Origin of the sequence: Teichococcus globiformis, from assembly GCF_042646265.1 — a bacterium.
Lineage (GTDB): Bacteria > Pseudomonadota > Alphaproteobacteria > Acetobacterales > Acetobacteraceae > Pseudoroseomonas > Pseudoroseomonas globiformis.
The window spans coordinates 421,763-445,329 of record NZ_JBHRTN010000008.1; the positions used below are offsets into that span (position 1 = coordinate 421,763).

Consider the following 23,567-nt stretch of genomic DNA (forward strand, 5'->3'; position numbering starts at 1 on the left):
GGGCCGGCGGGCCGTTTTCGCTTCGAGGCCGCCGCTTCCAGGCTGGGTCGCCGGCCAGACGAAGCGGGCTCAGGCCAGCGGCAGCCGCACCACGAAGCGCGCGCCGATCACCTTGCCGCCCTCATCCCGCCGGTTCTCCGCGGCGATGCGCCCGCCCAGCCCTTCGACGATCTGCCGGCTGATCGACAGGCCGAGCCCGGAATGCTTCCCGAACTGCTCGCCTTCCGGCCGTTCGGAATAGAAGCGGGCAAAGATGCCATCCAACTTGGCCTCGGGGATGCCGGGACCCTCATCCTCCACCATGAACTCGAAGATGGCGCCGGTTGGTCGTGCCCGCATCCAGACCCGGCCGTTGGGCGGCGAGAAGGAGAGGGCGTTGCCAAGCAGGTTGCGGAACACCTGCACCAGCCGTCCCTCGACGCCGCGCGCGGCCAGCGGGCCCGGCGCCAGCTCCAGCACCACCACCGGGTCGTTGGGCTTGCGGGTGGTGTTGTGCAGCTCCGTCAAGGCGGCCAGGATCGGCCCCACCTCCACCGGTTCCGAGGCGGTGCGCGACAACTCGGCATCCACCTTGGAGCTGTCGGCGATGTCGGTGATCAGCCGGTCCATCCGCACCGCATCGTCGGCGATGATGGCCAGCAGCCGCAGCTGGTGCTCGGGGTTCTCGATCCGCTTCAGCGTCTCGATGGCCGAGCGGACGGAGGTCAGCGGGTTGCGCAGCTCATGCGCCACATCGGCGGCGAAGCGCTCATTCTGGTCGATGCGGGCCCAGAGTGCCGTGGCCGAGGATTGCAGGTCGCGCGACAGGATGCCGATCTCATCTGTGCGGGCCAGCAGCGGCACCGGCACCGAGCCGGCGCGGCCCTTGCCCTGCCGCATGGCGGCGGCGGCACCGGCCAAGGCCAGAATGGGCGAGGCGATGGTGCGTGCCAGGTAGACCGAGGCCGCGACCGTCAGCAGCAGCGCCAGCAGGAACAGCCCCAGCACGGAGGAGCGGATTTCCAGCAGCCGCTCATCCACCTGTCGCGCTTCCCGCGTCAGCAGCACGATGCCGACGCTCTGGTTGCCGCGCTTCGCCGGTTCCGCGACCGAAACCAGCAGCTGCCCGTCGCTGGTGCGCCTGATGTAAGGCCGGACCCCGCCTTCCAGCGCCAGCCGCAACTCTTGCTGGCGATCCGGCCCCAGCGCCGGCTGCCAGTCGAAGGATGGCGCGCCAGGCGTCACATCCACCACCACGTCGCTGCCGCCAAAGCCTATGTTGCGCGGCAGCCAGGACAGGATGCGGTCATACACCGTGGCGAGCCAGCCCTCGAACGCCCCCTGCGGCTCGGGCGGCGAAAGCGGCTCGGTGACGATGGCGCCGCCCTGCCCCTCCCGCACCCGGCTGTCGGCCACCAGCAGGCCGGTGGTGTCGAACAGCTTGGCCTGGGTATTGGGGGAAGGCTCCACCAACCGTCGCAGCAGGGGGCGGGCAACGTCGGGCACCAGCACGGCGCGATCGTCCTGCACCCGCGCCGCCGCCTCCGCAATGCCGCCGGCATAGATGCGGGCCTGGGTGCGCAGACTTTCCACCTCGGCCGAGAGCAGCCCGTTCTGGTATTGGTCCAGATACAGCAGCGAGGCGGCCAGCAGCGCCGGCGCCACCGCGTTCAGCAGCAGGATGCGCCGCAGCAGCGGCGAGGCGCGCAGCCGGGTCTTTTCTCCCTGGCTGACCGGGGCTGCGGCCTCGGCCGGGCGTCCGCTGGCGTCGGGCATCAACCCTCTCCTGGCATCAGGCTTCCTTGTAGCGGTAGCCGATCCCGTAAAGCGTCTCGATCATGGAGAAGTCGTCATCCACCTGGCGGAACTTCTTGCGCACGCGCTTCACATGGCTGTCGATGGTGCGGTCATCGACATAGATGGCCTCGCCATAGGCGGCGTCGATCAGCTGGTCGCGGTTCTTCACCATGCCGGGGCGCTGCGCCAGCGTCTTCACCAGCAGGAACTCGGTAACGGTGAGCTGCACCGGCAGCCCCTTCCAGGTGCAGGTGTGCTTGGTTTCGTCCAGCACCAGCTCCCCACGGGTGATCACGCCGGTGGGCGGCGCGCCGGAGCCCTCGGCGCGGCTGGCCTCGTTGCGCCGCAGCAGGGCCCGGATGCGCTCCAGCAGCAGCCGCTGGGAGAAGGGCTTGGTGATGTAGTCGTCGGCTCCCAGCCGCAGCCCCATCAGCTGATCCAGCTCCTCGTCCTTGGAGGTGAGAAAGATCACCGGGATGGAGGAGCGCTGGCGCAGCCGCTGCAGCAGCTCCATGCCATCCATGCGCGGCATCTTCACGTCCAGCACGGCCAGGTCGGCGGGGCGGGAAAGCAGGCCCTGCAGCGCGCTTTCCCCATCGGTGTAGGTGCGCACCTGAAAGCCTTCCTGTTCCAGCGTCATGGAGACGGAGGTCAGGATGTTGCGGTCGTCATCGACCAGGGCGATGGTGGCTGGCATCTTCTCGTGCGGGCTCCTGGACCTCTCAGGGGGCGTGCCACGGGGCATTCCCCGGGGAGCGCTTGAACGGTTGCGGCTCTTCTGCTCCGCAATTGTGGCGCGAATGGCGCCGGAAAGGCGACCCGCATCAGTGTGGATTAGGGGTTGAGGCAGATGATGGACAAGACCGGCGCCGCTTGGCAGGCGCGGGCATTGCTGCGGCGGGCAGGGACGGCAACCTTGGCGACGCAGCGCGACGGGCAGCCTTTCGCCAGCCTCGTCACCCCGGCTGCGGCACCGGACCTTTCACCGCTCCTGTGGCTGTCCAGCTTGTCGGAGCACACGCGGCAATTGCGGAATGAGCCGCGTTGCGCCCTGTTGATCCAGGATGAGCCGACGGATTCCAACCCCCAGACGGCGCCTCGCGTAACAGTGACCGGTGTTGCAGAGCCGGTTGAGGCCGATCACATTCCTGCGCTGAAGGCCCGCTGGCTCGCCCTGCACCCCTACGCGGCAGCCTATGCCAACTTTGCCGATTTCACCTTGTGGCGGATACGGATCGGCGGCGCCCTGCTGGTGGGTGGCTTTGCCGCGGCACACCGGTTGCGCCCCGCCGACCTGCTGCCCAGCCCTGCTTCGGTGGCTGCCATTGCCGCCGCAGAGCCTTCCATCCTTGGCCACATGAACGAAGAGCATGAGGATGTGCTTGAAAACATGGCAATCGCGCTTGGTCGTCAGCGGCCAGGAGCTTGGCGCATGGTCGCCGCCGACGTGGATGGCTGCGATCTGATGGGACCAGAGGCACGCCGCTGCCGGATCGCCTTCGCCTTGCCCGTGGTGGATGCGGCCAGCATGCGTGACGCCCTTGTGGCAGCAGCGGAGGAAGCTCGGCGGCTTCTTGAAAAGTGAAAATACTTAAGGAAGCGAGGCTATCTTGTCGGACAATATGACCTTTACACAAACGTTGACCGAGGAAGCTGCGGTAGCATAGGGTCCGGCCGTTCCCAGGACTGGCGCCGGTGCGGCACGTTTGCGTGCGAGATCAGGGCCGTCCGGGGACATTTCAATGGCTACTACCCCGGCGATCGCCGCCGGAGGCACAGCGCCTTGATCGGAGATGACCCGCTGATGAACACGCCGCAGACCGTTCCCGCCCAGACGCTTCTCGCAGGGACGGGCGTGAGTTCTTCCTTTGCCGTGCATGGCAACCTGACCGCCTCCGGACTTTATGCCCACGCGCTGCGCCGCGGCGAGGGCCGTCTGTCCGCCGACGGCGCCTTCATGGCCACCACCGGCATCCACACCGGCCGTTCGGTCGCCGACAAGTTCACCGTGGACGATGCCGCCATCTCCGACCAGATCTGGTGGGGCAAGACCAACCAGAAGCTGGACCCGGCCAAGTTCGAGCTCTTCGTCAACGATGCCCGCAAGTGGCTCGGTGAGCGCAAGGAGCTGTTCACCGAGGACCTTTATGCCGGCGCCGATCCGGAGCACCGTATCAAGGTCCGGCTGGTGACCACCAATGCGTGGCACGCGCTGTTTGCCCGCAACATGTTCATCCGCCCGGCGGCCGAGGAGCTCGCCTCTTTCACCCCGGACTACGTGATCCTGCACGCGCCCGAGATGGAGGCGAAGCCGGAACATGGCGGGCGCCCGAACTCCACCACGCTGATCGGCGTCTCCTACGCGCAGAAGATCATCTGCATCGCCGGCACCTCCTATGCTGGCGAAATCAAGAAGAGCATCTTCGGCGTGATGAACTGGCTGCTGCCGGCCAAGGGCGTGCTGCCGATGCACTGCTCGGCCAATGTCGGCAAGGCCGGCGACACCGCCCTGTTCTTCGGCCTGTCGGGCACCGGCAAGACAACGCTGTCTTCCGACCCCGAGCGCGCCCTGATCGGCGATGATGAGCATGGCTGGTCGGAAAAGGGCGTCTTCAACTTCGAGGGCGGCTGCTACGCCAAGGTCATCAAGCTCAGCCAGGACGCCGAGCCGCAGATCTGGAACGCGTCGCACCGCTTCGGCGCCGTGCTGGAGAACGTGGTCGCCGATGAGCGCGGCAACCTCGACCTCGACGACGGCTCGCTGACGGAGAACACCCGCTCCTGCTACCCGATCGAGTTCATCCCGGGCACTCAGCCGGGCGGCCAGGCGGGCCTGCCGAAGAACGTGGTGATGCTGACGGCCGACGCCTTCGGCGTGCTGCCGCCGATCGCCAAGCTGACGCCGGCCCAGGCGATGTACCACTTCATGTCGGGCTACACTGCCAAGGTGGCGGGGACCGAGAAGGGCCTGGGCAAGGAGCCGCAGGCCACCTTCTCCACCTGCTTCGGCGCCCCCTTCCTGCCGCGTCACCCCGAGGTGTATGGCAAGATGCTGGCCGACCTCATCGCCAAGCACGGCGCTCAGGTGTGGCTGGTGAACACGGGTTGGACCGGCGGCGCCTACGGCACCGGCCACCGCATGTCCATCAAGCATACCCGCGCCCTGCTGCGCGCCGCTCTGGACGGGTCGCTCGCCCAGGCGGAGTTTGCCACCGACCCGTTCTTCGGCCTCGCCGTGCCGCAGAACGTGCCGGGCATCCCGGCCGAGGTGCTGAACCCGCGCGACTCCTGGGCCGACAAGGCCGCCTATGACAAGCAGGCCGCCCACCTGGTCTCGCTGTTCGAGAAGAACTTCGAGACCTTTGCCGGCGCGGTCAGCGACGAGGTGAAGGCCGCGGCGCTGAAGAGCGCGGCCTGATCTGCCAGCCAAGACGTTGAAGGGTGGGGGCGGGGCTGGGAGGCTCCGCCCCCTTTTTCATTCGGGGACCGCCTGGCATGGCGCACAAGAAGCCGAACCTGCCGCAGAAGACGTGCCTTGCCTGCGGCAGGCCCTTCAGCTGGCGCCGCAAGTGGGCGCGGGACTGGGACCAGGTTCGCTACTGCTCGGAAGCTTGCCGCGAGGGCCGGCATCCCCGCTCCGGGCCGGCAAAGGAAAAGCGCGGCTAGGCTCACGCCAGGCTCCCAACCCTTTCCAAGTTTTCCGTAGCGTCCCCCGGCCTGACCGTTCATAACGCCGCGCGGGCTGCCCCTCACCGGGCGGCCTGGACCCGCTGGCGAGCGGGAGCACGAGGCTGCACCGGGCGCGCCCCCTGTTGAGGCGGGGCTGCGTGGCGGCGTTTCCGGCCACATGGTGCGTTCGCGACCATCCTCGCGGCCACCCCATGCCGCCCGAGACGCCGGTCCGTCCCCATCCGGGGACGGTGTTTACCCGGTAAGGCGTCGCTGTTCTTCCCGTTTTCGCCCGACGCAGACAGCCCCGCACGGCGTGGGGCCGCGGCGGCACAGGCCTTGAACAAGGCGCGCCCCGCGAGACCAAGGACGATCAATGTTCGAGAACTACTTCCGCAAGGATATCGACTGGGCCGGCAAGACCCTGACGCTGGAGACCGGCAAGGTCGCCCGCCAGGCTGACGGCGCGGTGATGGCGCGCCTTGGCGACACCATCGTGCTCTGCACCGTGGTCGGTGCCCGCTCGGTGAAGCCGGGGCAGGATTTCTTCCCCCTCACCGTGAACTACCAGGAAAAGGCTTTCGCTGCCGGCAAGATCCCCGGTGGCTTCTTCAAGCGTGAGGGCCGGCCGAGCGAGAGCGAGACGCTGATCTCCCGCCTGATCGACCGGCCGATCCGCCCGCTCTTCCCGGAGGGCTTCCGCAACGAGGTGCAGGTCATCGCGACGGTGCTGTCGCATGACATGGAGAACAGCCCTGACATCGTGGCGATGGTTGGCTGCTCCGCCGCGCTGACGATCTCCGGCATTCCCTTCTTCGGGCCCGTCGGCGCCGCACGCGTTGGCCTGATCGAGGGCGCCTTCGTGCTCAACCCGACGCTCGAGCAGATGAAGACCTCCAAGCTCGACCTGGTGCTCGCCGGCACTGCCGAGGGCGTGCTGATGGTCGAGTCCGAGGCCAGCGAGCTGTCCGAGGACGACATGCTCGGCGCGGTGACCTTCGGCCACAAGGGCTTCCAGCCCGTGATCGAGGGCATCATCGAGCTGGCCGAGCGCGCCGCCAAGGAGCCCTGGGACCTGCCCGAGGAATCGGCCGAGACCGCCGCGCTGAAGAAGAAGCTGGCCGAGCTGGGCTCCGCCTCCATCGGCGAGGCCTACAAGGAGACCCAGAAGCTTCTCCGCCAGAAGAAGGTGGGCGAGGCCAAGAAGGCGATCCTGGCGCAGCTGTCGCCCGAGGAGGCCGAGGCCGCCAAGGGCCTGCTGAAGGAGCTGGAGGCGGACGTGGTGCGCAACGCCATCCTCGACACCGGCATCCGCATCGACGGCCGCGACACCAAGACCGTGCGCCCGATCGTGGCCGAGGTCGGCGTGCTGCCGCGCTCCCACGGCTCGGCGCTGTTCACCCGTGGCGAGACCCAGGCCTTCTGCGTGGCCACGCTGGGCACCGGCCAGGATGAGCAGATCATCGACCAGCTCGCGGGCGAGTACCGCGAGAACTTCATGCTGCACTACAACTTCCCGCCCTACTCGGTGAACGAGACGGGCCGGATGGGCAGCCCCGGGCGGCGCGAGATCGGCCATGGCAAGCTGGCCTGGCGCGCCATCAAGCGCCTGCTGCCCGAGAAGACGGTGTTCCCCTACACGATGCGCGTCGTGTCCGAGATCACGGAATCGAACGGCTCCTCCTCCATGGCCACCGTTTGCGGCACCTCGCTGTCGCTGATGGATGCGGGCGTGCCGCTGAAGCGCCCCTGCGCCGGCATCGCCATGGGCCTGATCAAGGAGGAGAAGGGCTTCGCCGTTCTGTCCGACATCCTGGGCGACGAGGACCATCTCGGCGACATGGACTTCAAGGTGGCCGGCACGGAGGAGGGCATCACCTCCCTCCAGATGGACATCAAGATCACCTCCATCACGCCGGACATCATGAAGATCGCCCTGGAACAGGCCAAGGGCGGCCGCATGCACATCCTGGGCGAGATGGCCAAGGGCCTGTCGGGCGCCCGCTCCGATGTTGCCGGCAACGCGCCCAAGGTCACGATCATCAACGTGCCCAAGGACAAGATCCGCGACGTCATCGGCACCGGCGGCAAGGTGATCCGCGACATCGTCGAGACCACCGGCACCAAGATCGACATCGAGGATGACGGCACGATCAAGATCGCGGCCACCTCGCCCGAGGCGACGCAGGCGGCGATCGACCGCATCCGCGGCATCACCGCCGAGCCCGAGATCGGCACGATCTACAACGGCACCGTGGTGAAGACCGCCGATTTCGGCGCCTTCGTGAACTTCCTCGGTGCCAAGGACGGTCTGGTCCACATCTCCGAACTGTCGAACGAGCGCGTCAACCGCACCACCGACATCGTCAAGCAGGGCGACAAGGTGAAGGTGAAGGTGCTGGGCTTCGATGACCGCGGCAAGGTGAAGCTGTCCATGCGGGTCGTGGACCAGTCCACCGGCGCCGACATCACTGAGCAGGTCGGCGCCCGCCGCCCGCGCGAGGAAGGTGAAGGCGGCGAGCGTGAGCCGCGTGGCGACCGTGAACCCCGCGGCGAGCGCCGTGAGCGCCGCCCGCGCCGCGACTTCGACTGAGGCATAACGACGCGGCGGGCTCTGTTCCGCCGCGTTACCTCACGGCAAGTTTCTGAAAATTTCAGCCACCCCCCTGAGAAAACGTGCGGGGCGGCTTAAGTGACGCTATCGTGAAATCGATTCAGGGACGGTAGGATTTCGGTGAAGGCAATCAACGCGATCCGGATGGGCGGTGTGGATGTTCTTCCGCTGGTTGAAGGCGGAAAGGGCGTCGCTGTCTCGACGGGGGCTTCCTGCGGCGAATGGGCCGGGGCCGGTGGCGTCGGCACCTTTTCCGGCGTCAATGCCGACAGCTACGATGCCAGTGGGCGGGTGATCCGACAGGTTTACCACGGGCGCACCCGCGTCCAGCGGCACGAAGAACTGGTGGCCTACGGCATCTCCGGCGGCATCACCCAGGCGCGCGAAGCGTATGAGCGCTCGGGCGGCCAGGGTCGCATCCACATCAATGTGCTGTGGGAGATGGGCGGCGCGGAGCGCATCCTGCGTGGCGTGCTGGAGGGTGCCAAGGGCTTGATCAACGGCGTCACCTGCGGCGCCGGGATGCCCTACAAGCTCGCCGAAATCTCACGTGAATTCAACGTCTTCTACTATCCCATCGTTTCCTCCGGCCGCGCCTTCACGGCGCTGTGGAAGCGCTCCTATTCCAAGGTGGCCGAGCTGCTGGGGGGCGTGGTCTACGAGGATCCTTGGCTGGCGGGCGGTCACAACGGCCTGTCCAACTCCGAGGACCCGAACAAGCCCGAGGCTCCCTATGCGCGCGTGCTGAAGCTGCGCGAGCAGATGCGCGCCTTTGGCCTGGGCGAGGTGCCGATCATCATGGCCGGCGGCGTCTGGTGGCTGGAGGAATGGGAGGACTGGATCGACAATCCCGAACTCGGTCCTATCGCCTTCCAGTTCGGCACCCGCCCGCTGGTGACCCAGGAATCGCCGATCAGCGAGGCCTGGAAGCAGAAGCTGCTGACGCTTCAGCCCGGTGACGTGCTGCTGCAGCCCTTCTCCCCGACGGGCTTCTATTCCTCCGCGGTGCGCAACGAGTTCCTGCGGGATCTTGAGCATCGCAACGAGCGCCAGGTGGCCATCAGCCCCGAGCCGGTGGGCGAGCACACCGCCGAGTACGGCGTGGGCCCGCGCAAGCGCCTGGTCTGGCTGGCGCCGGGTGACCTGCAGCGAGTCCATGGCTGGGAAGCGCAGGGCTACACCGAGGCTCTGCGCACCCCGGACAGCACGCTGGTCTTCGTCACGCCCGAGAACGCCCGCGAAATCCTGAAGGACCAGACGGACTGCATGGGTTGCCTGTCCCATTGCCGGTTCTCCAACTGGACCCAGCACGGCCCGGACTACAGCAATGGCAAGAAGGCCGATCCGCGATCCTTCTGCATCCAGAAGACGCTGCAGGACATCGCGCATGATGGCGACATCGACCACAACCTGATGTTCGCCGGCCACAACGCCTACCGCTTCGGGGCGGACCCGTTCTACTCGAACGGCTTTATCCCTTCGGTGAAGCAGCTGGTTGAGCGGATCATGTCGGGCCGCTGATCCGGCGGGCCGCCGCCAGATGACACGCCCCGGCCGGGGCGTGTTTCATTTCGGTGGCAGCCTCTTCCCTTTCGCGTTCCAAACGGGCAGCCTGCGCTCGGCTGTTTGTGCAGAGGCGCGGGTCGGGCCCGCCGGCTTCCGGATGGCTCGACCCGAAACGCTTGGCAGGAACGCCTGACATGCTGCTACTGATTCCCGGCCCCGTGCAGACCCGCCCCGAAGTGCGGTCCGCCATGGCAGTCGACATTGCCCCGTGGGACCGTGACTTCTTCCCTGAATCGATCGCCATCCGTGAAAAGGTCCGCGACGTCGCGGGGGGCCTGCCCGACCGCCACGTTGCCCTGCCGCTGCAAGGCGCCGGCCACTTCATCGTCGAGGCGGCGATCCGCACCTTTGTTCCCGCCGCTGCCGGCAAGCTGCTGGTGGTATCCAACGGCGCCTATGCCGACCGCATGGAGCGGCTGGCGCGTGAGGCCGGGCGCGACGTCGCCATCCTGCGCATCCCCGATACGCGCGGCGTGACACCGGGCGAGGTCGCCGCCGCCTTGGCCGCCGACTCCGCCGTCACCCACCTCGGCATCGTCTACTCCGAGACCGGCAGCGGCATCGTCAACGACGTGGTGGCGGTGGGCGAGGTGGTGCGCGCCGCCGGCCGGCGCATGATCGTGGACGGCGTTTCCGCCTTTGGCGCTCTGCCGTTCGACCTGAAGGCGCAGCCCGAGGTGGACGCGATGGTCTTCACCTCCAACAAATGCATCGAAGGGCTGCCGGGCATGGGCTTCGCCGTGTGCCCGATCGAGCGTGTTGAGGCTTCGGCCGGCAACGCCGCCTCCTGGTCCTTCGACCTGTCCGATGTTTACGCCACCGGCCGGCGGGCCGGCTTCGGGAGCTTCCGCTTCACGCCGCCGGTGCAGGCCCTGCATGCCTTCGGCGTCGCGCTCGACATCTTCATCGCGGAGGGCGGGCAGCCTGCCCGGCTGGCCCGCTACTGCGAGAATTGCCGCATCCTCTACGAAGGCTGCGTGAAGCTCGGCCTCGTGCCCTATCTGGACTGGAAGGAGCAGGGACCCATCATCGCCCTGTTCCACCAGCCGAAGCATCCGGGTTTCAAGCTGCTGGAATTCGTGGAAGCCCTGAAGCGCCGCGGCGTGCTGATCAGCAACTTCCACAACACGGTGGAGCCCACCTTCCGGATCGGCTGTATCGGCCATGTCGGGCCGGACGAGATCCGCTTCGCGGTGGGAGCCATCCGCGGTGCGCTGGAAGATCTGGGCGTGCGGCAAAAGAACGCGGCATAGGGGAAAGACAAGGTTCCGGGGTGGTGAACCACCCCGGACACCAACGTCCCTGAAGGCGCCGCCTGCGCCATGCCGCCACAACAGAAGGCGGGGTCCGGGGTGACATTGCCACCCTGGCGGAGGGTTCAGGGAAGCGGCGCCTCCCTGGCCCGGTCCCTCAGTGCCGGAAATGCCGCATTCCGGTGAACACCATGGCCAGTCCAGCCTCGTCGGCCGCCGCGATCACCTCGTTGTCGCGCATCGAGCCGCCCGGCTGGATCACCGCCGTGGCACCCGCCGCGGCGGCTGCCTGCAGCCCGTCGGCGAAGGGGAAGAAGGCGTCGGAGGCCACCACCGACCCGTGGGCCAACGGCGCATCCAACCCTGCGGCCTTGGCCGCCTCGGCCGATTTCCAGGCGGCGATGCGGGCGCTGTCCACCCGGCTCATCTGCCCGGCGCCGACGCCCACCGTGGCGCCGCCCTTGGCGTAGACGATGGCGTTGGACTTAATGTGCTTGCCGACGCGGAAAGCGAAGATCAGATCGGCCATCTCCTGGGGCGTGGGCGCGCGCTTGGTCACCACCTTCAGGCCTTCCTCGGCGACGCGTCCGGCATCGCGCCCCTGTGCCAGGAAGCCGCCGGAAACGGAGCGGATGATGCGCCCAGGCGCCGCCGGGTCCGGCAGGCCGCCGGTCAGCAGCAGGCGCAGGTTCTTCTTACGGGCGAAGATGGCGCGCGCGGCCTCATCCGCATCCGGTGCTACCACCACCTCGGTGAAGATGGCGGTGATGCGCTCGGCGGCGACGGCGTCCAGCGTGCGGTTGGCGGCGACAATGCCGCCAAACGCCGAAACCGGATCGCAGCGCAGCGCCAGATCCCAGGCAACGCCGAGATCCGCTCCCTGCGCCACGCCGCAGGGGTTGGCGTGCTTGACGATGACGATGGCCGGCCGGTCGAACTCGGCCACGCATTCAAAGGCCGCATCCGTGTCGTTCAGGTTGTTGAAGGACAACTCCTTGCCCTGTACCTGCTCGGCGGTGGCGATGCCGGGCCGGTTCGAGCCATCGGTGTAGAAAGCCGCCTGCTGGTGCGGATTCTCCCCATAGCGCAGCGTCTGCTTCAGCACGCCGGCCATGGCGAGGCTGGGCGGGAAGTCCTGCTCCAGCTTCTGCGCGAACCAGGTGGAAATGGCCGTGTCGTAGGCGGCGGTACGGGCAAAGGCGGCGGCGGCCAGCACCTTCCGCGTGGCGAGGCTGGTGCCGCCGGCTGCCTTCATTTCCGCCTCCACCGTGGCCATCTGGGCTGGGTCGGTGATCACTGCGACATCGGCATGGTTCTTGGCCGCCGCGCGAGTCAGGGCAGGGCCGCCGATGTCAATTTCCTCCACCGTCTCCTCATAAGACGCGCCTTTGGCCACCGTGGCCTCGAAGGGGTAGAGGTTGGACACCAGCAGGTCGATCGGCGCGATCTTGTGCGCCTCCATCTGCGCCACATGCTCCGGCAGGTCACGGCGGCCCAGCAGCCCGCCATGGATCTGCGGCACCAGTGTCTTCACCCGGCCGTCCAGGATTTCGGGGAAGCCGGTATGGTCCGACACCTCGACCACGGCGAGGCCGTTCTCGCGCAGCAGGCGGGCGGTGCCGCCGGTGGACAGGATCTCGACACCCTTCGAGGCCAGGAAGCGGGCAAAATCCAGCAGCCCGGTCTTGTCATAGACCGAGATCAGGGCACGGCGGATGGTCACGATGTCGGCCATGGCGGAGGGGAACCTTCTCACGCAGTCTCAATCGGGCGCGGGATAGACCGTCGCGGCGAAAGCCTCAACCGGAGACGGCGCGGGGCTGTGCTGCATTCGGCCACCCGCGGGGCAGAACCCGGATCGCCGGCGGAAATGGTTCGGGGCAAGGCAGCCGCCGGACAGCGTGGGGTCCGGCCGTGCCCTCAGCTTTCCACCTCGATATGCGCGGCGTCAATCACGCCCTTCCACAAGTTGATTTCGCCGGCCAGGTAGGGCCTGAAATCCGCTTCGGGCAGGGCGGCGGCGGTGAAGCCGGAGGTGGCATAGGCGTCCCGCACCCTGGGCAGTTCCAGCGCGTTGGCCGCCTCGGCCTGCAGCCTCGCCAGGATCGGCGCCGGCAGTCCCGGCGGTGCCACCAGCCCGTACCAGTTGTTGACCCTGAACTCGCCGGCCCGGCCGTCCAGCACCGGCGTCTGCGGGCTTCGCGCCCAGGCTCCGGCGGTTGAAACCCCCAGCAGCTTCAGCGTGCCCTGTTCCAGCATCGGCCACACCGCGGCGTCGCTGAAGCCGACATCGACGTTGCCGGCCACCAGGTCGGTCAGCAGCGGCGCCGTGCCGCGGTACGGAACGTGCAGCATGTCGGTGCCCAGGCGGATGTTCAGCAGCGCCAGCGACAGATGCGTCGAGGAGCCGATGCCGCCCGAGCCGAAGCGCACCTCTTCCGGTCGGGTCCGCGCCCAGGTCAGGAAAGCGCCGAGGTCGGCCGCCGGCAGGTCCTTGCGCGCCACCAGCAGCAGCGGGCTGGTGGTCAGGCGGCTCACATGCACCATGGCCATCGGGTCGTAGGGCGTCTTGCGCAGCAGCGGCCCGATGGTGATGTTGCCGGCACTGGTGATGCCCAGCGTGTGGCCGTCTGGCGCCGCGTGGAACACCTGCTCGATGCCCAGCGCTCCCGCTGCGCCGGCCCGGTTCTCCACCACCACCGGCTGGCCCAGGGTGCGGTTCCAGACATCGGCCAGCACCCGCCCCACCAGATCCAGCCCACCCCCGGCAGGGAAAGGCACGATGATGCGCACCGGCCGCTCGGGCTTCCACGATTCCAAGGGCGCGGCGGCGCGTGCGGCGGAAAGCAGGGCGGGCGCGGCCAGCAGGCCCAGCGCCGCGCGGCGGCTCAAGACGGTCATGGGCGGTGTTCCTGTGTTCTAAGCGTGGGGCAGCGCGACCTGGCCGCGCGGAAGATGCAAGGGCCGCGCCAGCCCGAGATGCTCACGCAGCGTCCGGCCGCTGTATTCAGTGCGAAACAGGCCGCGCCGCTGCAGTTCCGGCACAACCAACTGGCAGAAATCGCGAAAGCCTTCGGGGAAGGTGGGGGGCATGACGTTGAAGCCGTCCGCCGCACCGCCCTCGAACCAGTCCTGCATGCGGTCAGCCACATCCGCCGCGCTGCCCACCACCATGTGGTGCCCGCGCGACACGGCGATGCGCTCGTAAAGCTGGCGGATGGACAGGTTCTCGCGCTTCGCCAGATCCGCGATGACCTTGAGGCGTGCCTTGCCTACATCCGTGTCCGGCAACTCCGGCAGTGGCCCGTCCACGTCATAGGGTGTGAAGTCGAAGCCTCCGGTCAGGAAGGACAGCAGCGACAGCCCCACATCCGGGTGCAGCAGACGCTGCAACTCGGCCATGCGGTCCTCCGCCTCGGCCCGGGTGCGGCCGACCACGGGAAACAGGCCGGGCATCACCTTCACCGCCTCGGCGTCCCGACCATGGGCGATCAGCCGCGCCTTGATGTCGGCGTAGAAGGCCTGCGCGTCCGGCAGCGCCTGGTTCACGGCGAAGATCACCTCCGCCAGTCGCGCCGCCAGATCCCGCCCGGCCTCCGACCCGCCGGCCTGCACCAGCACCGGATGGCCCTGGGGCGGCCGCGCCAGGTTGAGCGGCCCACGCACCGAGAAATGCTCGCCTTTGTGGTTCAGCACACCCAGCTTCGTCGCGTCGAAATAGATGCCGCTCTCCGTGTCGCGCGGAAAAGCGTCATCGGTGAAGCTGTCCCACAGCCCCTTGGTCACCTCGACGAACTCGCCGGCGCGCTTGTAGCGGTCGGCATGGGCGGGATGGCTTTCCCGTCCAAAATTCCACGCTTCGTTGCTGTTGGATGTGGTGACGATGTTCCAGCCCGCGCGCCCACCCGAAAGGTGGTCCAGCGTGCCGAAGGCGCGGGCGGTGTGATAAGGCTCGGAATAGGTGGTGGAGCCGGTGGCCACCAGCCCGATCCGGTCCGTCACCATCGACAGTGCCGAAAGCAGCGCGATCGGCTCAAACAGATTGGCGCGGGAGGTGCGGCGCACCGCCGGCCAGTCGGTCTGCGGAACGCAGTTGTTGTCGGCCAGGAACAGCATGTCGAAGCAGGCGGCCTCGGCCATGCGGGCGATTTCCGCGTAGCGTGCGATGCTGACCGGCATGTCGGCGGCCGAGCCCGGATGCCGCCAGCCGGCGATGTGGTGCCCGGTTGAAAGCAGAAACAGGCCCAGGCGCATCTGGCGCGCCCCAGCGGGGGCAATGGCGGCAGGGGCGGTGGCGGACATCGCAGGCAAAGCTCCGTGGCGGTGGAGGCCCCTCCATAACCGGTCTGCGCCGGCTCTCTAATTCCTCATGGCATATGGTAGTTTTTCTTATTTGACAACAGAGACCGATGGAATCCACCTGCGGAAGCGTCGCCTCGCTGATCCGGTGTTCCTGAGCAGCCTCCGCAGCCAACATCGTCGCGCCGAGCCCGGCCCTTGATAAACGGAGGGTTCCTCCGTATATGCCCGTGCACAGGGTTCCTCCGTATGTGACCTGGCCGGGCGCACATCCTGGCGAAGCCGATGCAGGAGATGTCATGACTGTTTTCAACAGCACAGCGGAACAGCTCAATCACCTGCGCCGAGCCGGGTTGGGGAAGCAGGTGAATGATCTTCTGGACCGCGTCGCCATCGCCGACCTGGTGAAGCGATACGGGCAGGGCATCGGCGCGCACGACCTCCGGCTGCTCGGAACCTGTTGCGGAGACGGGATCGAAGTCGACCACAGCCCAACCAGCAGGATGGGCCGCCCGCGCGTTTCAGCCGAAGGTTGGCGCCAACAGGCCGAGGAATTCGGCGCTCATGCGGCTGGCGACGAGCACATCCTTCTTCCGCAAACCATCGTCATCCACGGTGACACGGCGTCCTGCCGCGTCCTCCTGCATCCCGGCCACTTCTTTCAACGGACGACCGGATTGCCCCACCAGACGCTGGTCGGGACCTATGAGCTGCGATTCGTGCTGCAGGAGGATGGCTGGAAGATTGTCGGGTCTGCTCAGGGCCTGAGCTGGCAGGAGGTCGACTGGCAATTTCCTGCTGCCTTCAGGAACACCCTGGATGGCAGAATCACGGCCTGAGCGGCGCATCCCTCGCAATCCGGCAGGCCGGACCGTTCCTCGCCACCAGCCCGCAATCCTGCCTGCCATAGCCGATGGTTGTCGGGATCCAGGGTGATCCAACTGGCCCAGCAGTGCCCGGAGGCAACGCTCCGGAAGAGCGGTGTTTAATGCGCCACGCCCCAGTTCGGCCCGTGCCCGATTTCGGCCTTCAGCGGCACACGCAGCTCGGCAACGCTTTCCATCACCTGCCGCACCACCTCGGACGTCGCTTCGATCTCGCTATCCGGCACTTCGAACAGCAGCTCGTCATGCACCTGCAGCAGCATTCGCGCGGACAGGCCGGCTTCGCGCAGCGCCAGGGGCATGCGCACCATGGCGCGCTTGATGATCTCGGCGGCGCCGCCCTGGAACGGGGCGTTGATGGCGGCGCGCTCCGCATTGCCGCGCCGCGCCTGTTCCTTGGCCTGGATGCCATCGATCCATAGCTTGCGGCCGAAGGGCGTCATCACATAACCCTTCTCCCGCGCCTCGGATTTCAGCCGCTCCATCTCTTCCAGGATGCCGGGGTAGCGGCTGAAATAGGCATCGATGATGGCCCGTGCTTCCGCCGCCGGAATGCCCAGGCGCGAGGCGAGGCCAAAGGAGGACATGCCGTAGATGATGCCGAAATTCACTGTCTTGGCGCGGCGCCGCGCTTCCTTGTCCACCTTGTCCGGCGCCAGGCCGAAGATGTCGGAGGCGGTCCGGCTGTGGATGTCCTCACCCTTCTCGAAAGCTTCCCGCAGCGACGGCACATCGGCGAGGTGCGCGAGCAGCCTGAGCTCAATCTGCGAGTAGTCGGCCGCCAGCAGCACATGCCCCGGCTCGGCGATAAAGGCGCGGCGGATGCGCGCGCCTTCCTCCGAACGGATCGGGATGTTCTGCAGGTTCGGCTCGGAGGAGGACAGGCGCCCGGTCGAGGTGATCGCCATGGCGAAATCCGTGTGCACGCGCCGGTCGCGCGGGTCGATCTGCGCCGAAAGCGCCTCGACATAAGTGGATTTCAGCTTGGCCAGCTGGCGCCAATCCAGCACCTTGCGCGGCAATTCGTGCCCGCGCGAGGCGAGATCCTCCAGCACCGCCGCGTCCGTGCCCCAGGCACCGGCCTTGCCGCGCTTGCCGCCCGGCAGCTTCATCTCATCGAACAGGATCTCGCCCAGCTGCTTGGGCGAGCCGACATTGAAGGGGCGCCCCGCCAGATCTTGCGCCTCCTTCTCCAGCACCACCATGCGACCGGAAAAATCCTCGCCGATGCGGGCCAGCTCGGCGCCATCGACCTTGATGCCGGCCAGCTCCATCTCGCGCAGCACGCCGACCATGCGGCGCTCCACCTGCTCATAAAGCGCCAGCGCCTGGTTGGGCCGGAGCCGCGGCTTCAGCGCGTGCCAGAGCCTGAGGGTCACATCCGCATCCTCGGCGGCATAGGCCGTGGCCTTGTCCAGCGCCACCTGGGTGAAGGGGATGCGCGCGCGGCCGGTGCCCGTCACCTCGTCGAAGCTGATCGGCTTATGGCCCAGATGACGCAACGACAGCTCGTCCATGCCGTGCCCGTGCCGCCCGGCATCCATGCTGTAGGAGATCAGCATGGTGTCATCCACGGGGCTGACCAGGATGCCGCCATGCTCGGGGCGCCCCAGCACCTCCAGATCGTATTTGGCGTTGTGGAGCACCTTCATCACCGAAGGGTCCTCCAGCAGCGGCTTCAGCAGGGCCACGGCCTCGTCCTGGCTCATCTGCGGGGGCGCGGCGGGCGCTTCCTGCAGCATATCGCCATTGCCCGGCAGCGGGCCATGCCGGAGCGGGATGTAGCAGGCACGCCCCGGGCCCACGGCCAGGGAGATGCCCACCAGATTGGCCCGCAGCGCGTCCAGCGCGTCCGTTTCGGTGTCCAGCCCCATCGCGCCGGCTTCCCGGGCGGCGGCGATAAAGGGCGCCAGCGCCTCGGCGCTCACCACCGTCTCGTAGGGACCGAACGCCGCTTCATCGGCGGCGGGAGTGATCTCGGTGGTGGTGCCCGGGGCGGACTCGGGCAGCTGCGGCACAAAGCGCGGGCGGCTGGTGGGGGCGGTGTCCGGCGTTGCGTCGCCATCGAGGCCCATGCGGTGCAGCAGCGAGCGGAAGCCCTGCTCGCGCAGAAAGCCGGCCAGCCGCCCCGGCTCCGGCGGACGGGCCAGCAGCGCGTCGATCGGCTGCGGCACCGGCGTGTCGCAATCCAGGGTCACCAGCTTCTTGCTGATCCGCGCCAACTCGGCATTGGCGATCAACGCCTCGCGCCGCTTCGGCTGCTTGATCTGCTCGGCGGCCGTCAGCAGCCCTTCCAGGTCGCCATACTCATTGATGAGCTGGGCGGCGGTCTTGATGCCGATGCCCGGCACGCCCGGCACGTTGTCGGTGCTGTCGCCGGCCAGCGCCTGCACGTCGATCACCTTGTCCGGCGTCACGCCGAACTTCTCGAACACCTCGGCCTCGCGGATCGGCTTCTGCTTGATCGGGTCCAGCAGCTGGATGCCGGGGCGCACCAGCTGCATCAGGTCCTTGTCGGAGGAAACAATGGTGACCTGCCCACCATTGGCGGCAAAGGCGCAGGCATAAGCCGCGATCAGGTCGTCCGCCTCGTACTGGTCCAGCTCGACGCTGGCGACGCCAAAGGCGGCGGTGGCCTCGCGGATCAGCGCGAACTGCGGCACCAGCTCGGGCGGCGCTTCCGGGCGGTGCGCCTTGTACTGGTCGTAGATCTGGTTGCGGAAGGTGGAGCGCGACGCATCAAACACCACCGCCATATGCGTGCCGGCATGCTTGGTCAGGAACTGGCCCAGCATGTTGGTGAAGCCGAACACGGCATTGACCGGCACGCCATCCGGCCGCGTCATCGGCGGCAGGGCGTGGAAGGCCCGGAAGATGTAGCCCGAGCCATCCACCAGGATCAGGTGCGGCTCGGCTTCCTTTGCCGGTTCGGCCAGGATGTCGGGGGAGACGGCCGATCCGGACATGGGCGGGCTTCCTTCAGTGATGCGCGTCGTCGCCGGCACCTTCGGCCAGCACAAAGGTGCGGGAGCAATAAGGGCAGGTCACTTCCTTGTCCTCGATACGCATGTAGATGGTGGGGTGGCCCATCGCGCCGCCGCCATTGTTGCAGGCCACCTTGCGGCTGTGCACCACGGTCTTCTCCTCCGGCGTCACGCCAGGGGTCAGCTTCGGGGTATAGCCGGTCAGCTTCAGGTCACGCATCGGGTCCGTTCCGTCACAGGCAGGGCGGGCCGGAAGATAGGGCGAAGCGCCGCCGGAGGCCAGCATGGGCGGGGCCGTCCCGCGGAACTACTCCGTCTGCTCCAGCACGAAGCGCAGCCGTTCCGCCACCGGGGCACGTGGCAGCTCCACCAGGCGATACCCCATCGTGGCATAAACCTCGCGCATCACGGCATGGGTGCGAACTGCCTCCTCCCAGCCCTGCCGCCGCTCGGCATCGGGGCCGAAGATGGCTTCCCAGGGTGGTGCAATGAAAACCGGCTGCGCATAGCGGAACCGCTCCGCCGCGCGCTGCGTGGCCGGCGGCACCGGCAACCCGCAGAGCCGGAGGTACCCCACCACATCCGGCACCCCCCGGTCGAGGAAAACGCGCCCGCCCGCCGCCAGCGCCTCCGCGTGGGAGCGCATCTCCCAACCCAGCATCTGCTCCGCGAAGGCCGGGCGGTCGGCCCAGGGCAGGGCATGGCCGCCAATGGCCTGCTGTGCCCGGATCACGCCGCGTCCGGCTTCCGCCATGGTGCGGTGGCCGGCTTCGGCCAGCGCCCCGATCAGCGTGGACTTGCCTGAGCCGGGGCCGCCGGTCAGCACGAAAAGGCGATGTGGGGCGGACTGTGTCATCGGGACTCCTCTGGCGTCCGGGCGCCGGCTCTGCTCGACTTGGTGCAAACAAGGATCGGGAGCGAAACATGAGCGGGACCCGCGACGTCGAATTCATGGGGCTGGCGCTGGCGCAGTCGGAACTGGCGGCGTCGCGCGGGCAAACGCCCTTCGGTGCGGTGGTGGTGGATGAAGGCGGTCAGGTGGTGGGCGAAGGCCACAACCAGGTCCGCGCCGACCGCGACCCCACCGCGCATGGCGAGATGACCGCGTTGCGCGCGGCCTGGAAGCGCCTGGGCAGCGCCGCGGCGCTGAAGCGCTGCACCCTCTACACCAGCTGCGAGCCCTGCCTGATGTGCAGCACGGCGATCGCGCAATTCGCCATTCCCCGCGTGGTGATCGCGGCGCGGGCGACGGACGTGCCGGGCTCCCGCCCGGTTCTCGGCACCGGGATGCCCGGCGTCGCCGAATGGGTGAACCGACAGAAAGGTTGGGCGCCGATCGAGGTCGTCATGGATTTCCGGCGGGAAGAGGCGGCGCGCATCCTCAAGGCGTTTCCGTGGGATGCGCCCTGGGACGGGGCCTGAGGCATCCAGGCCGGCCTCCCCGGACTTTCCCGGCGGAGGGAAGCGGAGGACCCGTTCGCCGGGCAGCCGGCATGCGGGGCTACGCGTCCGCCAACCTTCTGATCGCGGCCACGATGTGGTCGGCCATGCCGGGATCGCGGGCATCGTGCCCGGCTTCGTCAACCACAACCAGTTCGCTCCCCTGCCAGGCCTGCGCGAGGTGCCAGGCTGTAGCCAGAGGGCTGCCGAAATCCAGGCGGCCATGGATCAGTGTTCCGCGAAGCATCGCCAGTTCAGGCATCCGGCGCAGGAGGATGCCGTCCTCCAGCCACGCAGCGTGGCGCCAGTAATGGGTCACCAGCCGCGCAAAGGCGAGCCGGAAGGCGGGATCGGCATATCGGGGATGTGGCTTGTGGCTCGCCGTGACATCCACGATCGCGGTTTCCCAGTCGCACCAGTCCTGTGCCGCCTTCATCCGGACAGCAGGATCGGGATCCATCAGCAGGCGATGATAAGCCTCCGCGAGGCAGCCATTCCCATGCACATCCCGCGCTCCTTTGCGGAAGCGCTCCCATTCCCGAGGGAAAAAGGTGCCCACCCCCCGGGTGATCCAGTCAACCTCCCGGCGCGTCGTTGTGGCGACGTTATGGAGCACCATGGCCCTGACCCGCTCCGGGTGCTGCTGCGCATAGGCCAAGGCCAGGGTGGACCCCCATGAACCCCCCAAAAGGAGCCAGTCCGCCACATTCAGATGCTTCCGAAGGCGCTCGATGTCCGCGACCAGATGGGCGGTGGTGTTGGTTCTCAGGTCTGCGTCCGCGGCACCGGCATGCGGGATGCTCCGGCCACAGCCGCGCTGATCGAAAAGAACGATGTTGAAGACGGCAGGATCGAAATAGCGCCGGGCCGTGGCAGAGCGCCCGGAGCCTGGCCCGCCGTGCAGGACAAGCGCGGGTCTGCCCTCAGGATGACCACATGCTTCCCAGGAAAGGCTGTGGCCGTCTCCCACCGGAAGGTCGCCGGAGGCATAGGGTTCGAGAACAGGGTACAAGTTGACCACCCCCGTGAAATCAACCGGCGGCGTTTAGCGGCTGGTTGTGCAGCCCGACAAATGAAGCTTTGCGATCCACCCGGAACCGACCAGGCCAACCGGCGCCGTGCAGGGCCCGAACAGCCGCGCTCTTGACGCCGTCCCGCCCCTGCCGAACCCTTCTTCCGGAAATCGCTGGAGGAACGAGCCTTGCCGCAACGCACCCTGATTCGCGCATCCCACATCATCGGCTTCCAGAATGGCGGCCACCGCCACCTGCGCGATGGCGTGGTGGTGATCGAGGACGACAAGATCCTCCATGTCGGCCGCGATTTCGACGGCACGGTGGACACCACGATCGATGCCACGAACAAGGTGGTGACGCCGGGCTTCATCAACACCCACGCTCACCTTTCCGAATCGCCACTCGACAAGAGCTTCGTCGAGGATCGCGGCCCGCGGCAATTCTACCTGTCCGGCCTGTTCGAGTTCCTTTCGGCGCGCGACGGCGCCATCACCGAGGCCGCCCGCCGCGCCTCCATCGCCTATTCCATGCCCGAGCTCCTGCGCACCGGCACCACCACCATCATGGAGATCGGCTGGCACGGCGACGTGGTGGCCGAGCACGCCGCGCGCTGCGGCCTGCGCGCCTATATCGGCCAGGGCTACCGCTCCGGCCGCTGGTACACGGACAATGGTCGCACCGTGGACTACGAATGGTCCGAGGATGACGGCGTCGGCGCCATGGACGCGGCCGTCGATTTCATCGAGCGCGTGGACGGGCGCGAGAATGGCCGCATCAAGGGCTTCCTGACGCCCATGCAGATCGACACCTGTTCCGAGGCGCTGCTGCGCCGCTCGGCCGAGGCGTCCAAGGCCATGAACGTGCCCCTGGCCCTGCACGTCTCGCAATCGGTGCCGGAATTCCACGAGATGACGCGCCGCCACGGCTGCACGCCCATCGAGTGGCTGCACAAGATCGGCTTCCTGTCGGAGCGTTGCATCCTCGGCCACTGCATCATCCCGGGCGAGAGTTCCTGGGCCAACTACCAGGCCGACGACATCGGCCTCCTGGCCGATAGCGGCGCCAACGTGGCCCATGCCGTGTGGGTGTTCGCGCGGCGCGGCATCGCCATGGAAAGCTTTGCCCGCTACCTGAAGCGCGGCGTCAACATGACCATCGCCACCGACACCTGCCCGCAAAGCATGATCGAGGCGATGCGCTGGACCTCGGTGGTCAGCAAGATCCAGGACCGGCAGACCCAGGTGGCCACCGCCGCCGACGTGTTCAACGCCGCCACCCTCAACGGCGCCAAGGCGCTGGGCCGTGACGATCTCGGCCGCATCGCCGCCGGCGCCAAGGCCGACCTGCTGATCTGGCAGGCGGATTCCATGTTCATGACGCCGCTGCGCGACCCGATCCGCAACCTGGTCTTCTCGGCGACCGCCGAGGACCTGCAGAGCTCCATCATCGACGGCAAGGTGGTCATGCAGGATCGCGTGGTGCCGGGCTACGACCCGGTGGAGCTGGGCCGTGCGGTGCAGGAAGGCGCCCAGGCGATGTGGGATGGCATGAAGGCCCGCGACTGGGCCGGGCGCGACATCGAGCAGCTCTCGCCCTCATCCTTCCCGGCCTTTCAGGGCTGACCGGCGGAGGCGGGCCGTTCCCGCCTCCGCCACACCTCAACGCGGCGCCGCGTTGAACTTGTCGAGCAGCCCGTTGGCGGCGGCGACGCATTCGCCCAGCGGCTGCCGGTCGGAGCAATGGATCTTCACCATCGTGTCGCCACGGCGAAAGGCAAAGCTGGAGCCGGGGGGGTGGCGGCGGGCGGTGCATGCCGTGCATCATGCCGTGTGGCCCGCGCAGGCCGCGCGGTCCCTCGGCCCGGTCGCCAGGGCCGCGATCCGGGCGTGGCGGAGCCTCGGCCGCCTGGTCCTGGGGTGGTGGGGTCGGCGGGGCCGGCTGCGCGACCGCCAGACCACCGAGGCCCAGCGCGATCACACCCGTACCCGGCATCAGCATCTTGCGCATCGAACATTGTCCTTTCGTTGCATCCGGCGCCGCCTGAAGGCCGGCGCTGCAACACCAGG

The 23,567-nt window shown here is 67.8% G+C and carries 18 protein-coding genes; 9 read left to right on the forward strand and 9 right to left on the reverse strand.

Features of this window, described 5'->3' with window-relative positions; genetic code table 11:
• Nucleotides 1-69: 69 nt before the first annotated feature.
• Both ACFOD4_RS09300 and ACFOD4_RS09305 read right to left on the reverse strand, forming a co-directional pair.
• Complete coding sequence (locus tag ACFOD4_RS09300; protein WP_379595822.1) at nucleotides 70-1,755, reverse strand: sensor histidine kinase; 1,686 nt, start codon at nucleotides 1,753-1,755, stop codon at nucleotides 70-72.
• 16 nt (nucleotides 1,756-1,771) lie between these two features.
• Nucleotides 1,772-2,473, reverse strand: coding sequence for a response regulator transcription factor (locus ACFOD4_RS09305; RefSeq protein ID WP_379595824.1), 702 nt, complete (start codon nucleotides 2,471-2,473; stop codon nucleotides 1,772-1,774).
• A 153-nt stretch (nucleotides 2,474-2,626) separates the two neighbouring features.
• Between ACFOD4_RS09305 and ACFOD4_RS09310 the strand changes: the two genes are divergently transcribed.
• The 6 genes from ACFOD4_RS09310 to ACFOD4_RS09335 all read left to right on the forward strand — a co-directional run bounded on the left by ACFOD4_RS09310 (nucleotide 2,627) and on the right by ACFOD4_RS09335 (nucleotide 10,878).
• Complete coding sequence (locus ACFOD4_RS09310; RefSeq protein ID WP_379595825.1) at nucleotides 2,627-3,361, forward strand: HugZ family pyridoxamine 5'-phosphate oxidase; 735 nt, start codon at nucleotides 2,627-2,629, stop codon at nucleotides 3,359-3,361.
• Between the two features lie 219 nt (nucleotides 3,362-3,580).
• The gene (locus ACFOD4_RS09315; protein WP_379596070.1) at nucleotides 3,581-5,194 is read left to right on the forward strand and encodes a phosphoenolpyruvate carboxykinase; all 1,614 of its coding nucleotides are present in this window, start codon (nucleotides 3,581-3,583) and stop codon (nucleotides 5,192-5,194) included.
• Nucleotides 5,195-5,271: 77 nt separating this feature from the next.
• Nucleotides 5,272-5,442 (forward strand): DUF2256 domain-containing protein, encoded by a 171-nt coding sequence (locus ACFOD4_RS09320; protein ID WP_379595827.1) that lies wholly within the window; start codon nucleotides 5,272-5,274, stop codon nucleotides 5,440-5,442.
• Between the two features lie 379 nt (nucleotides 5,443-5,821).
• Nucleotides 5,822-8,038, forward strand: coding sequence for a polyribonucleotide nucleotidyltransferase (gene pnp, locus ACFOD4_RS09325; RefSeq protein ID WP_379595829.1), 2,217 nt, complete (start codon nucleotides 5,822-5,824; stop codon nucleotides 8,036-8,038).
• A 141-nt stretch (nucleotides 8,039-8,179) separates the two neighbouring features.
• Nucleotides 8,180-9,580, forward strand: coding sequence for an NAD(P)H-dependent flavin oxidoreductase (locus ACFOD4_RS09330; protein ID WP_379595830.1), 1,401 nt, complete (start codon nucleotides 8,180-8,182; stop codon nucleotides 9,578-9,580).
• Between the two features lie 179 nt (nucleotides 9,581-9,759).
• Nucleotides 9,760-10,878 (forward strand): 2-aminoethylphosphonate--pyruvate transaminase, encoded by a 1,119-nt coding sequence (locus tag ACFOD4_RS09335; RefSeq protein WP_379595833.1) that lies wholly within the window; start codon nucleotides 9,760-9,762, stop codon nucleotides 10,876-10,878.
• A 157-nt stretch (nucleotides 10,879-11,035) separates the two neighbouring features.
• Here the strand turns inward: ACFOD4_RS09335 and purH are convergent, their stop codons facing one another.
• The 3 genes from purH to ACFOD4_RS09350 form a co-directional block, all read right to left on the reverse strand.
• Nucleotides 11,036-12,613, reverse strand: coding sequence for a bifunctional phosphoribosylaminoimidazolecarboxamide formyltransferase/IMP cyclohydrolase (gene purH, locus ACFOD4_RS09340; protein WP_379595835.1), 1,578 nt, complete (start codon nucleotides 12,611-12,613; stop codon nucleotides 11,036-11,038).
• A 185-nt stretch (nucleotides 12,614-12,798) separates the two neighbouring features.
• Nucleotides 12,799-13,779 (reverse strand): Bug family tripartite tricarboxylate transporter substrate binding protein, encoded by a 981-nt coding sequence (locus ACFOD4_RS09345; protein ID WP_379595837.1) that lies wholly within the window; start codon nucleotides 13,777-13,779, stop codon nucleotides 12,799-12,801.
• 18 nt (nucleotides 13,780-13,797) lie between these two features.
• The gene (locus ACFOD4_RS09350) at nucleotides 13,798-15,180 is read right to left on the reverse strand and encodes an LLM class flavin-dependent oxidoreductase (RefSeq protein WP_379595839.1); all 1,383 of its coding nucleotides are present in this window, start codon (nucleotides 15,178-15,180) and stop codon (nucleotides 13,798-13,800) included.
• Between the two features lie 248 nt (nucleotides 15,181-15,428).
• Between ACFOD4_RS09350 and ACFOD4_RS09355 the strand changes: the two genes are divergently transcribed.
• On the forward strand, nucleotides 15,429-16,016 hold the full coding sequence (locus tag ACFOD4_RS09355) for a nuclear transport factor 2 family protein (RefSeq protein WP_379595840.1): 588 nt from the start codon (nucleotides 15,429-15,431) through the stop codon (nucleotides 16,014-16,016).
• Nucleotides 16,017-16,162: 146 nt separating this feature from the next.
• On the opposite strand, the gene polA is transcribed toward ACFOD4_RS09355, so the two are convergent.
• From polA to ACFOD4_RS09370, 3 genes are read right to left on the reverse strand one after another with little or no spacing between them, the layout of a single operon-like run.
• On the reverse strand, nucleotides 16,163-19,027 hold the full coding sequence (gene polA, locus ACFOD4_RS09360; protein WP_379595842.1) for a DNA polymerase I: 2,865 nt from the start codon (nucleotides 19,025-19,027) through the stop codon (nucleotides 16,163-16,165).
• Between the two features lie 13 nt (nucleotides 19,028-19,040).
• Nucleotides 19,041-19,331 (reverse strand): zinc-finger domain-containing protein, encoded by a 291-nt coding sequence (locus ACFOD4_RS09365; protein ID WP_379595844.1) that lies wholly within the window; start codon nucleotides 19,329-19,331, stop codon nucleotides 19,041-19,043.
• 21 nt (nucleotides 19,332-19,352) lie between these two features.
• A complete protein-coding gene (locus ACFOD4_RS09370) occupies nucleotides 19,353-19,901 on the reverse strand; it encodes an AAA family ATPase (RefSeq protein ID WP_379595845.1) in 549 nt (182 codons plus the stop codon).
• 68 nt (nucleotides 19,902-19,969) lie between these two features.
• Here ACFOD4_RS09370 and ACFOD4_RS09375 point away from each other — a divergent pair, with 68 nt between their 5' ends.
• Nucleotides 19,970-20,467 (forward strand): nucleoside deaminase, encoded by a 498-nt coding sequence (locus ACFOD4_RS09375; RefSeq protein WP_379595846.1) that lies wholly within the window; start codon nucleotides 19,970-19,972, stop codon nucleotides 20,465-20,467.
• A gap of 79 nt (nucleotides 20,468-20,546) precedes the next feature.
• Here the strand turns inward: ACFOD4_RS09375 and pip are convergent, their stop codons facing one another.
• Nucleotides 20,547-21,497, reverse strand: coding sequence for a prolyl aminopeptidase (gene pip, locus ACFOD4_RS09380; RefSeq protein WP_379595848.1), 951 nt, complete (start codon nucleotides 21,495-21,497; stop codon nucleotides 20,547-20,549).
• A gap of 189 nt (nucleotides 21,498-21,686) precedes the next feature.
• Here pip and ACFOD4_RS09385 point away from each other — a divergent pair, with 189 nt between their 5' ends.
• The gene (locus tag ACFOD4_RS09385; RefSeq protein ID WP_379595850.1) at nucleotides 21,687-23,123 is read left to right on the forward strand and encodes a chlorohydrolase family protein; all 1,437 of its coding nucleotides are present in this window, start codon (nucleotides 21,687-21,689) and stop codon (nucleotides 23,121-23,123) included.
• The last annotated feature ends 444 nt before the right edge of the window (nucleotides 23,124-23,567 follow it).